This is a genomic window from Amycolatopsis orientalis DSM 43388 (genome assembly GCF_000411975.1).
GTDB lineage: Bacteria > Actinomycetota > Actinomycetes > Mycobacteriales > Pseudonocardiaceae > Amycolatopsis > Amycolatopsis orientalis_D.
Window position 1 is genome coordinate 1 of record NZ_ASXG01000052.1, and the last position, 12103, is coordinate 12103.

Below are 12103 nucleotides of genomic sequence, written 5' to 3' on the forward strand. Positions count from 1 at the left end.
GGGGTGCGCGGGTGGTGTGTCGCTTGGCGTCGTGTGGTTTGTTGATCGTGGTGCCGGGTGGTGGTTGGGCGGGGTGTCGGGTGCGTGTTGGGCGGGGGGTGCGCGGGTGGTGTGTCGATTGCCGTCGCGCGGGTTCTTGACCACGGTGCCGCGCGGCGGCTGGGGCCGGGCGTCGCGTGCGCGTCGGGCAACGGGTGCCCGCGTGGTGTGTTGCCGTTCTGGCGGGCAGCGTGCTGCTTCGCCGCGGCGACAAGATCACTTGCCCGCGTGAGCGGCGGCAGTCGGCCGGGTCAGTGCGCGTTATCGGATGTTCCGGGGTGACTGGGCACCGCGCGAGCGTCCGGCAATTAGCAGCGCTCGCGCGGTGCGTCGCCAACATCGTCTACCGGTGCGAAACCTCCATGCTCATCCCAGTGCCCACAGGCGTGCGTAGTGGCCGTTCGCGGCGATCAGTTCGGCGTGGGTGCCTTGTTCGACGATGCGGCCGTGGTCGAGCACGACGATCCGGTCCGCCTTCGCGGCCGTTGCCAGGCGGTGGGCGACTACGAAGGTGGTGCGGCGGCGGGCTAGGTGTTCGGTGGCGCGCAGGACCGTGGCTTCGGTGGCTGGGTCCAGGGCGGCGGTGGCTTCGTCCAGCAGGAGGACGTCCGGGTCGACCAGTTCGGCTCGGGCCAGTGCGACGAGCTGCCGTTGCCCGGCCGACAGCGAGCGGCCGCGTTCGCCTACTGGTTGGCGGAAACCGGCGGGTAGTGCGGCTACTCCGTCAAGGGCGCCGACTGCGCGTACGGCGGCCTCGACTTCCGCGTCGGTGGCCTCGGGGCGGCCGTACCGCACGTTGTCCGCGACGGTGCCGGAGAACAGGTGCGCTTCCTGCGGCACTACGCCCATCCGGGCGCGCAGCGCGGGCAGGTCGTACTCGCGGACGTCGACGCCGTCGATCAAGACCGAGCCGCCGGTGGCGTCGTAGTAGCGCGCGACGAGTTTCACCGCGGTGGACTTGCCCGCGCCGGTCGCGCCGACCAGCGCGACGGTTTCGCCTGCCGCGACGTCGAGGGTCAGGTTCTCCAGCGCTGGCTTTTCCGCGCCGGCGTAGGAGAAATCGACGTCCTTGAAACGCACTTCGCCGGACAGGCGGGCGGGCAGCTCGACCGGCTGCTCGGCCGGCGGCACCGACGTCGGCGTGCGCAGCAGGTCGCCGATGCGGCTCAGGCCGACGCGGGCCTGCTGGTAGCCGTCGAACACCGACGACAGCTGCTGGATCGGCGAGAAGAATTGCTGCAGGTACAGCAAGAATCCGAGCAGCACCCCGGCTTCGAGCGTGCCGCCGGCGACGCGGTGTGCGCCGACGACCAGCACGGTGGTGGTCGCCAGATCCGACAGCAACGAGACGAGCGGGAAGTACGTCGCGATGTACCGCTGCGCGCGAAGCCGCGATCGCCGGTAGTCGTCACTGCGCGACTCGAACACCTTCGCCGAGCGCTCCTCGCGGGTGTAGGCCTGGGCGACCCGCAGGCCGCTGACGTTTTCCTGCATGTCCGCGTTGACGACGCTCACCTTCTCGCGCGCCTCGCTGTATGCCCGCGAGGCGACTCGCCGGAAGATCAGCGTGGCGACGAGCAGGATCGGCAGCATGGCCAACGCGTACCCGGCCAGTGCGGCATCGGTGACCAGCAGCGCGACCGTGATGCCGACCAAGGTGAGCGCGCTGACGACCGCGGTGGCGAGGCCGGTCTGCAGGAACGTGGACAACGCGTCGACGTCCGTGGTCATCCGGGTCATGATCTTCCCGGACAGCTCGCGTTCGTAGTAGTCCAGCCCGAGCCGTTGCAGGTGTGCGTAACTGCGCACGCGCAGCGAGTACAGCACGGTCTCGCCGACGCGCGCGGTGAGCCGCGTCTGCCAGCGCACCACCAGCCAGTCGGCCGCCACGACGAGCGCGCCGATCCCGGCCAGCAGCCATACGACACTCGCCACGCCGGGCAGCACGCCGTGGTCGACCCCGCGCTGGTACAGCGCGGGCAACGCGAGCGAGGCCAGCGCGTCGGCGGCGACCAGCGCGATCACTCCGATCAGCGGCCACCGCACCGGGCGCAGGATCCGGGACAGCCGGAAGCCCGGGTCCGGGGCGGTGACGTCCACATCGGACAGTCGCGGGCGGTCGGTCGCGGGCGGCAGCCGCCGGACGCCTTCCAACAGTTCCGGGGTGGGCGGCACGTCCGCGCCGCCGCTGCCCGCGAAACCGCTGCCGCCACCGGGCGTGCCGCCGCGGGACTGCGCGGCCTCGGCGAGGGCGTCGACCTCGTCGCGGTCGTCGTCCGGCCACAGCACTGCCGTGGTGCCGTCCGCGCCGGGCTCGAGGTTGTCGCAGCGGTGCGGCTTTTCGACGTCGTCGCCCGGCCCGGCGACCAGCTCGCGGAACAGCTCGCACCGCGCCAGCAGTTCCTCCTCGGTGCCGACATCGACCACTCGGCCCTGATCCATGACCGCGATCCGGTCGGCCAGTTGCAACGTCGACCGCCGGTGCGCGATCAGCAGCGTGGTGCGCTCGGCGGTGACCGCGCGCAGCGTGTCGTGGATCGCGGCTTCGGTGACGGTGTCGATCGCCGACGTGGCGTCGTCCAGGATCAGCACGCGCGGGTCGGTCAGCAGAGCCCGGGCCAGCCCGAGCCGTTGCCGCTGCCCGCCGGACAGCGTGAGCCCGCGCTCGCCGACCTCGGTGGCGTACCCGTCCGGCAGCGCGCGGATGAACTCGTCCGCCTCCGCCGCGCGGGCGGCCGCGAACACCTCCTCGTCGCTCGCGTCCGGGCGGCCGTAGGCGATGTTGTCGCGCACCGAGGTGGAGAACAGGAACGCTTCCTCGAAAACCACCCCGATCGCCTGCCGCAGGTCCTTCAGCGGCACGTCGCGCACGTCCATCCCGCCGACCCGCACCGAACCCGTGTGCACGTCGTAAAACCGGGGCAGCAGCAGGGAAATCGTGGATTTGCCGGAGCCGGCCGTGCCCACCAGCGCGAGTGTTTCGCCGGGGCGCGCTTCCAGCGTGAGCCCGTCGAGCACCGGGTCGCTGCGGGTGTACCCGAACTTCACGTCGTTCAGTTCGACGCCCAGCGTGCCGGGCGGCAGCGGCCGCGCGTCGGGGCGGTCGGTGACCTCCGGCTGCGCGTCGATCAGCTCGTACACCCGCTCCGCGCCGGCCCGCGTGAGCTGCGCCTGCACGACCAAGCCGGACAGGAACCGCGCCGGGCCGATCAACGCGGCGAGATAGGTAGCGAACGCCAGGAACGTGCCCAGGCTGATCTGCCCGTTCAACGCCAGCATGCCGCCGATCGCCAGCACCGCGACCTGACCCGCGGCGGGCAGCGCCGACGTGGTCGCGGTCGGCAGCGCGGACAGCTTCGCCGCGCGCAGCCGCTCCGCGAAAAGCTTCCGTGCCGTCCGCTCCAGCCGGGCAACCTCGCGCGCCTCCTGCCCGAAACCCTTCACCACGCGCACGCCGGTGACGGTTTCCTCGACGTGCTGCGCGACATCCGCCGCGCGCTGCTGCGCCGACCAGGTCGCCGGGAACAACCGCCGCCTGCTCAGCGCCACGACAATCCCGACCGCGGGCGCGACCACCAGCGCGATGAGCGTGAGCAGCGGCGACATCCACAACATCGCGCCCAGCGACAGCACCGCGAAAATCACCGACCCCGCCGACAGCGGAACCTGCATGAGCAACCCGGTGACCAACTGCAGGTCCGAGATCGCGCGCGACACGACCTGCCCGGTGCGCAACGCGTCCTGCTTCCCGCCGTCCAGCCGCGAGACCGCGCCGAACACCCGGTTCCGCAGATCGTGCTGCACGTCCAGCGCCAGCCGCCCGCCGACATACCGGCGCAGGAACGCCGACCCGAACGCCACCAGCTGCAACGCCACCAGCGCCACCGCGAGCCCGGTCAGCTGCGCCGTATGCCCGGCCACCGCGTCGTCCACCGCCGACCGCACCAGCAACGGACTCGCCGCCTGCACGCCGACGCTCAGCACCGCCGCCGTCATCGAGAGCACGACGACACCGCGGTGCTCCCAGCAGGCAGCGGACAACCGGCGCACCCAGCCGACCGGCCGGGGCGCCGTCTCAGCAATCGGACGGTCTTGACGCGCGGGCGTCGCAGTGGTGGTCACATCACAAGGTTAGGGAGCGGCACCGACAATTTATTCCCCAGCGAGGCCGCCGCCCGGACCAAACGGGCACAACCGGCGCTCGGCCCGGCCGGGGTGACGAACGGCACGCCACCGGGTTCCGCGGCGCCCCGGAAGCCCCGTGGAGCAGGGAAACCCTGGTCCCGCCAGCAAACGTGAAAGGTTGAACGTTCACCTGGTCACCGGGAAGAACCCCGGCGAAATCCACCCCCGAACGAGCGCACCCGCCCAACGTTCTTTAAGCTAGTACTCGGCGACCCGCTCCCAGTGACCCCCAGGCTGGTTGAGCGGGTCGCCCCTTCTGGCCCTTCCCTACACGCGCGTGGCCGCGCTTCGTCGGTGAAGGGGCGTCGTGATACCCGGGGGGCCGAGCCCCCCCCGGACCCCCGCGGTGCCTTCGGCTGCGGTTGGGTGGGGCGTGGGTGGAACAAAAAGGCTTGGTGCATAAGAGAAGCGGCGAGGTCCGGTGGGCCTCGCCGCTTCTCTTATGTGGTTGTTAGGCGAGTGCGGTTTCGATTGGGGTGTGGGGGAGGTTGTGGGCGGTGGCTACGGGGGCGTTCGTGAGCGCGCCTGCGTGGGTGTTCAGGCCCAGGGCCAGGGCGGGATCGGCGGAGAGGGCTTGCTTCCAGCCCTTGTCCGCCAGCTGCACCGCGTAGGGCAGGGTCACGTTGGTGAGACCGTAGGTGCTCGTCCGCGGGACCGCGCCGGGCATGTTCGCCACGCAGTAGAAGACCGAGTTGTGGACCGTGTACGTCGGGTCGTCGTGCGTGGTCGGGCGGGAGTCGGCGAAGCAGCCGCCCTGGTCGATGGCGATGTCCACCAGCACGCTGCCCGGCTTCATCCGGGAGACCAGGTCGTTGGAGACCAGCTTGGGCGCCTTCGCGCCCGGGACCAGGACCGCGCCGATGACCATGTCCGCATCGAGGACCGACTCCTCCACCGACAGGCGGTTGGAGGTCACGGTGCGGATCCGGCCGCCGAAGTCGTTGTCGATCTGCCGGAGCCGGTCGACATTCGTGTCCAGGATCTCCACGTCCGAGCCAAGGCCCAGCGCGACCCGGGCGGCGTTGAGCCCCGCCACTCCGCCGCCGATGACGACGACGCGAGCCGGGTGCACGCCGGGAATGCCGCCGGGCAGGACGCCGCGGCCGCCGCTCGGCTTCATCAGCGCGAACGCGCCGACCTGCGGGGCCAGCCGGCCGGCGACCTCGGACATCGGGGCCAGCAGCGGCAGCGCGCCGTTCGGCTTCTGCACCGTCTCGTAGGCGATCGCGGTGGTGCCCGCGGCCAGCAGCGCGTCGGTCAGCGGACGGTCCGCGGCGATGTGCAGGTAGGTGAACAGCACCAGATCCTTGCGCAGCCGCGGATACTCCTCGGCGATCGGCTCCTTCACCTTCAGCACCAGCTCGCCCTCGGCCCACGTCTCCTCCGCGGTGGCGAGCACCTTCGCGCCCGCGGCGACGTACTCCTCGTCCGTGATGGACGACCCGGTCCCGGCACCCGTCTCGACGAAGACGTCGTGCCCGCGACCGACCAGTTCGTGCACGCCTGCCGGGGTCAACGCGACCCGGTACTCGTGCTTCTTGATCTCACGGGGAACGGCGATGCGCACTGCTTGCCTCCTGGCGGCGGTTCTCTCGAAGGTGTTGCCACTCACGGTGATCTACCCGGACGGCGGTGTCATCATTCCGCCGACACAGTCTTGCGCGGGGCCGATAGTGCTGCCAGGACAATGCGCTTGACCTCGACCGCACTCGAGGTAGTTGGCTGGTCGCCGGCGGAGACTTCGAGGAAGGGCTTACATGCGAGCGGTGTGGCTGCGGGAGTTCGGCGGGCCGGCGGTGCTGGAGGCGGGGGACGCGCCCGACCCGTCCCCCGGTCCGGGGCAGGTGCTGATCGAGGTGGCGTTCGCCAACGTCACGTTCGTGGAAACGCAGTTCCGGGCGACGGGGACGGGGCCCTTCGGCGGCACGCTTCCGATGGTGCCCGGCAACGGCGTCGGGGGAGTGATCAGCCGCGCCGGGGAGGGCGTGAACCCGGCGCTGGTCGGGAAACGGGTGGTGACGTCGACCGGCGGCAGCGGCGGTTACGCCCAGCGCGTGGTCGTGGACGCCGGGTTGGTGTTCCCGGTGCCGCACGCGCTGAGTCTTGACGCGGCTGTCGCGTTGCTGGCCGACGGCCGCACGGCGACCGGGCTGGTGCACGCGACCGCGGTCGCGCCAGGGGAACGGGTGCTCGTCGAGGCTGCCGCGGGAGGGGTCGGCAGCCTCTTGGTGCAGCTGGCGAAGGCCGCTGGCGCGGAGGTCGTGGCGGCCGCGGGCGGGCCGGAAAAGCTTGCCCACGCCCGGGAATTGGGCGCGGACGGGGCGGTCGACTACACCGATCCGCAGTGGACCGCGGAGGTCGGGGAGGTGGACGTGGTGTTCGACGGCGTGGGAGGCGCGGTCGGCACCGCGGCGTTCACGCTGGTGCGCCCCGGCGGACGGATGGCGATTTACGGCCTGGCAAGCGGTTCGTGGACGGAAGTGTCCGAAGAGGACGCTGCCGCGCGCGGGGTGAAACTGGTCCGGTCGATCGGCGACGCGGCGGCGATGCGGGGCTACACCGAATCGGCACTGGCGGCTGCCGCGGCCGGACAGCTCACGCCGGTGATCGGGCAGCGCTTTCCGCTGGAGCGCGCGGCCGACGCGCACGCGGCGATCGAGTCTCGGGGGACTATCGGGAAGACGTTGCTGGTTGCGTGAGGCGGGGTTTCGCTGCGCGCCCATCGTGCGTGGGGCACCCCGAAGCCTGATTGTGCAGGGAGGCTTCGTATCGGGGTGCAGGGCGGGGGCTGGGTGCCTGGATGGGTGGGTGCAGCGGCGGCGGTTGGTCGTGGTGGGGAGTTGTTGCGCGAGCGGAGTGCGCGGGCTGGTCTCGGTTATCGAGATAGCTTCCGGAATCGTTGCGTGCCAACGATCTCAGCTACCGGATCAGCTCCACCGCAGTGCGATCAGCTGGGTGAGCAGGGCGAGCCGGACGTCGGGGTCGTCTAGGTTCAGCGGGACGAGTTCCAGCAGCCGTTTCATTCGGTACCGCAGCGTGTTCGGGTGGATGCGCAGCCGTTCCGCGGCGGCGCGCGGGTCGCCGGGATGGCGGAGCCATTCGTAGAGAGTGTCGACGTATCCGGCGTTGCTCGCCTCGTCGTGCGCGAGCAACACGCCGAGCGGGCCGAGTTCTGATACCTGCGCCGCCGCTGCTCCGGCGGCGGCGCGGTGCAGAACCAGCGCGGTCCACGCCTCGTCGTACGCCACGACGCGGCCCTCGACCAGGCCGGCCCGCAGCAGTCCCAGTGCTTCGTCCGCTTGGGCTCGAGACGCGGCCAGCGCAGTCGGATCGCCTGGCGCACCCGCGGCCGCGCGCGGAAGGCCGCCCCGGCGGGAAGCGGGTTGGGCGAGCAGTGCCTCTCGCAGTTCCGGCCAGCCGCCTTCGCCGGGGCGATCCGGCACGACGACGTACAGCAACCCGCCCAGATCGGCGGCGACGGGGCGGCGTCCGAAACCCTGCGAAATCCGTTCGAGCAACGCCAGCAACAGCCCCTCGGCGTCCCGGCTGTCGCCGCCGCTGACGTCCACGACCACGACTCGGTGCGGCTCGTCGGACAGGTCCAGTTCGGCGACCACCCGCCGCGGCGGGACCTGTCCTTCCAAGACCGCGCGCAGCAATTCGGCCGACGCCCGACGCTGCGCGTCCGTATGCGCGCGCCGTCGCAGCAGGTGCAGTGCGACGACCGGGGCCGCGTCCGCGAAAGCCGCCGCGCGTTCGTCCGAGACCGGCCCGGGGACGACAGCCCACATCGAACCCAGCAGTTCGCCGCCCATCCGGATCGGCACGATCAGCCGCGGCAGGGTGCCGTCGCGCTGGGCCGGGACGAAGATCGTCTGCCTGCCGCGGGAAAGCTCGCGGAACACGCCGCGCGACCGGAACCGGGCCAGTACGTCGTCCGGGATGCGGCGGCCCATGATCGTCGCGACGCGCGCCGGGTCGGTGAGATCCTGGCGCGCGGAGTAGGCGAGGACGCGCGAGTTGGTGTCCTCGATCGTCACCGACGCGTCGACCACCGCGGCGACCGCGTCGGCGAGCCGGAAGAGGTCGCCGGAACCCGGGTCGCCGCCTTCTTCGAGTGCTTCGGATTCGTCGGCGAGCGCGTCCAGCACCGTGCGCAACAGCCAGACCAGCTGGGCCCACGACGTCGCCGCGTGCACCTGGATCAGCGCGATTCCCGCCGACTTCGCCGCCCGCCGCACCGACTGCTTCGCGGCCAGCGGCGGTTTCAGCAGCACCGCGGCCGCACCTCGCCCGGCGCTCACCCGGACGAGTTCCGCAGCATCAGCGGCCTCGATCGTGGCGACGCCGAGCACCAGGTCACCCGCCGCGATGGCGGATTCCGCGCCGGGCTCGGCAATCACCACGTCGCCGACCGCCGGGCAGCCTTCCGGCACAAGAAGCGCGTGGAGCAGCGTGGGACCGACCCGGTCCACGACGCTGCGCACCGAGACCACAGCTACCTCCAGCACTTCGGACGTCCTTGCTGGAACGGTAGAAGACTGCCCCGGTTTCGCCACCCGCGGCACTCGGTTAGGGCGATCGGGACAGAGCGGAGGGCCGGATGGGCCTGCCTCGGTCAGGGGAGCCAGCCGGAGCTGCCGACCGAGCAGCCGTGGGGCTGGTGAGCGATGTTCACCGACTCGGAAGGGAATCGGTTCGCTCTGCGGCAACGCGAGTGAACACCTTCGGCCAGGGCTTGAAATACGACACCAGCGTCGCCGCCAAAAGCAGCGTCAGCCCGACGCTCATCGCACCCGTCCCCGAAACCGCGCTCGCGCCGACGATTTCACCGCGCGCCGCCTGTTCGCCGTGGGCGACGAAGGAGGGGACCACGAGCAGGTTTCCTCCGCCGAAAAGGGCGAGCGTCGCCAGCAGTTTCCACAGGACCCAGTGGTAGCGCACCAGCTTCCACTTCGTGCCGAGGCCGAGCACGACCCCGGTGGCCAGCGCGAGCAGGCTCGCCGGGAAATAGAGCGTGCCGGCGAGCACGCCGGCGATGACGTTCGCGCTGCGCGTGGTGACCGGATCGAAGTCGGCGATCGCGAGAACGCTGCAGATCAGCACCGCGAGTTCGGCTCCGATCCAGCCGACCGACGTGACGACGTGGCCGAACAGGAACCACTTCCGGGTCGTCGGCCGCATTCTCCAGTCCATGCGGTCGAGGGTGCGCGACCGGGCGGGGTCGCGTCGTCCGTCAGCGCTCGGCACTTGTTCCTACGTCCGGGTGCGTAGGGCTCTCATCCCGTGAGAGCGGTTGGGCGGTTCGTCCGGCCTGGTTAGCGTCGCCGCCAGCCGACCCGTTCACGAACCGCGAGGAGCGAGCACATGCCGGAAGACACCACGAGCTGGTCCTTCGAGACCAAGCAAATCCACGCGGGGGCGGCGCCCGACCCGGCCACCGGGGCCCGCGCCACGCCGATCTACCAGACCACTTCGTACGTCTTCCGCGACACGCAGCACGGGGCGGACCTGTTCAGCCTCGCCGAACCGGGCCACATCTACACGCGCATCAACAACCCGACCCAGGACGTGCTGGAGCAGCGCGTCGCCACCCTCGAAGGCGGCGTCGCCGCGCTCGCGTTCGCTTCCGGTTCGGCGGCGGTCACCGCGGCGATCCTGACCCTGGCCAACTCCGGCGACCACTTCGTCACCAGCCCGTCGCTGTACGGCGGCACCTACAACCTCTTCCACTACACGCTGCCGAAGCTCGGCATCGAGGTCACCTTCATCGATGACCAGGACGACGCCGAGCAGTGGCGGGCCGCGGTCCGGCCGAACACCAAGCTGTTCTTCGCCGAGACGCTGGCCAACCCGAGCAGCGCCGTCCTCGACATCCGCAAGGTCGCCGACGTCGCGCACGAGGCCGGGGTCCCGCTGGTCGTGGACAACACGGTGCCGACGCCGTACCTGGTGCGCCCGATCGAACACGGCGCCGACATCGTCGTGCACTCGGCGACCAAGTACCTCGGCGGCCACGGCACCACGGTCGCCGGCGTCCTGGTCGACGGCGGCACGTTCGACTTCGGCAAGGACCCGGCCCGTTTCCCGGGCTTCACCGAGCCCGACCCGAGCTACCACGGTCTCAAGTACTGGGAGGCGCTCGGCCCGGGCGCGTTCGCGGCCAAGGCGCGCGTGCAGATCCTGCGCGACACCGGCGCGGCGATCGCTCCGCTGAACAGCTTCCTCATCCTGCAGGGCATCGAGACGCTGTCGCTGCGCGTCGAGCGGCACTCCGCCAACGCGCAGGCGCTCGCGGAATGGCTCGAAGAGCGCGACGAGGTCGAGAAGGTCTACTACGCCGGTCTGCCGTCGAGCCCGTACCACGCGGCGGCGCGGAAGTACCTGCCGCGCGGGGTCGGCGCGGTGCTGTCGTTCGAGCTGCGCGGCGGCGTCGAGGCGGGCCGGAAGTTCGTCGACGGCACCGAATTGCACAGCCAGCTGGTGAACCTCGGCGACGTGCGCAGCCTGATCGTGCACCCGGCGTCGACCACGCACAGCCAGCTCGGCCCGGACGACCAGGTCGCCGCCGGCGTCACGCCCGGTCTCGTGCGGCTCGCCGTCGGGCTGGAAGGCATCGAGGACCTCAAGGCCGACCTCGAGGCGGGCTTCCGGGCCGCCAAGGCGGCGCTGTGACGGATCCCGGCGCGAGTCCCCCGCCCGTCACCGGCGCGTGGCGGGCGGGGGACCCACCCGGCAGGCGGCAGTGGTTCACCGGCCCCGGCGCGCTCGCGCTGGAGGCCGGCGCCACGCTGCCCGGCTACACCCTCGCGTACGAAACGTGGGGAACGCTCAACTCCGACGGATCCAACGCGGTCCTCATCGAGCACGCGCTCACCGGCGACAGCCATGCCGCCGGTCCCGCCGGACCCGGGCATCCGAGTTCCGGATGGTGGGACGGACTGATCGGTCCCGGCAAGGCTTTCGACACGGGCGAACTGTTCGTCGTCGCCCCTAACGTGCTCGGCGGCTGTCAGGGGTCGACCGGCCCCTCGTCACCCGCTCCGGACGGCGAGGCGTGGGGCAGCCGGTTCCCAGCCCTGACCGTCCGAGACCAGGTCACCGCCGAAGCAGCCCTCGCGGACGCTCTCGGGATCGAACGCTGGGCTGCCGTCGCGGGCGGTTCGATGGGCGGGATGCGGGCTCTCGAATGGGCGGTAAGTCAACCCGATCGGGTTGCCTCCGCGCTCGTTCTCGCTTCGACCGCCCGCGCGTCCGCCGAGCAGATCGCCTGGGCGGCGCCGCAACTCCACGCGATCCGAGGCGACCAGGCTTGGCATGGCGGCGACTACTACACCGCGGCCGAAGGCCCGTATCGCGGACTGGGCGTGGCGCGGCGGATCGCGCACATCACCTATCGCTGCGAACCCGAATTGGAGACGCGTTTCGGGAACCGGCCGCAGCAGGACGAGGATCCGCTGACGGGCGGGCGGTTCGCCGTCGAGTCCTATCTGGACCATCACGCGGACAAGCTCGTCCACCGGTTCGACGCGGGGTCCTACGTGGTGCTCACCGAATCGATGAACACCCACGACGTCGGCCGCGGCCGAGGCGGGGTCGCCGCCGCGTTGAGCCGGGTCACCGCGCGGACTGTGGTCGCCGCCGTGGACAGCGACCGGCTGTACCCGCCGTACCAGTCGCACGAGATCGCGGCGGGCATCGGCGGCGAGGCCACCGTGCTGACCTCGCCGTACGGCCACGACTCGTTCCTCATCGAGACCGAGCAGATCGCCGCGCTGGTCAAGACTCTGCTGGGCTGACCTCGCCCGCCGGACGTTCCGTGAAGGGCTCTTGGGGTCATGGGGTTGTTGCAACACCGTCTGGTTGGAGGGGGGTTGTG

7 protein-coding genes are annotated in these 12103 nt (G+C 71.1%); 3 read left to right on the top strand and 4 right to left on the bottom strand.

Annotated elements, in window-relative coordinates; genetic code table 11:
- Positions 1-405: 405 nt before the first annotated feature.
- Complete coding sequence (locus L942_RS09445; RefSeq protein WP_162472741.1) at positions 406-4122, bottom strand: ABC transporter ATP-binding protein; 3717 nt, start codon at positions 4120-4122, stop codon at positions 406-408.
- A 553-nt stretch (positions 4123-4675) separates the two neighbouring features.
- Positions 4676-5791 (bottom strand): alanine dehydrogenase, encoded by a 1116-nt coding sequence (gene ald, locus L942_RS09450; RefSeq protein ID WP_037357637.1) that lies wholly within the window; start codon positions 5789-5791, stop codon positions 4676-4678.
- A 190-nt stretch (positions 5792-5981) separates the two neighbouring features.
- Between ald and L942_RS09455 the strand changes: the two genes are divergently transcribed.
- Positions 5982-6923 (top strand): zinc-binding dehydrogenase, encoded by a 942-nt coding sequence (locus tag L942_RS09455; protein ID WP_037357639.1) that lies wholly within the window; start codon positions 5982-5984, stop codon positions 6921-6923.
- Positions 6924-7151: 228 nt separating this feature from the next.
- On the opposite strand, the gene L942_RS09460 is transcribed toward L942_RS09455, so the two are convergent.
- Together L942_RS09460 and L942_RS09465 are read right to left on the bottom strand one after the other, a co-directional pair.
- A complete protein-coding gene (locus tag L942_RS09460) occupies positions 7152-8720 on the bottom strand; it encodes a PucR family transcriptional regulator (protein WP_037357641.1) in 1569 nt (522 codons plus the stop codon).
- 178 nt (positions 8721-8898) lie between these two features.
- Positions 8899-9420, bottom strand: a complete 522-nt coding sequence (locus L942_RS09465) for a hypothetical protein (RefSeq protein ID WP_051165837.1) — start codon at positions 9418-9420, stop codon at positions 8899-8901.
- 171 nt (positions 9421-9591) lie between these two features.
- Between L942_RS09465 and L942_RS09470 the strand changes: the two genes are divergently transcribed.
- Positions 9592-10899 (top strand): bifunctional o-acetylhomoserine/o-acetylserine sulfhydrylase, encoded by a 1308-nt coding sequence (locus L942_RS09470; RefSeq protein WP_037357643.1) that lies wholly within the window; start codon positions 9592-9594, stop codon positions 10897-10899.
- On the top strand, positions 10896-12023 hold the full coding sequence (gene metX, locus L942_RS09475) for a homoserine O-acetyltransferase MetX (protein WP_037357644.1): 1128 nt from the start codon (positions 10896-10898) through the stop codon (positions 12021-12023). The genes L942_RS09470 and metX overlap by 4 nt, the downstream gene beginning before the upstream one ends.
- The last annotated feature ends 80 nt before the right edge of the window (positions 12024-12103 follow it).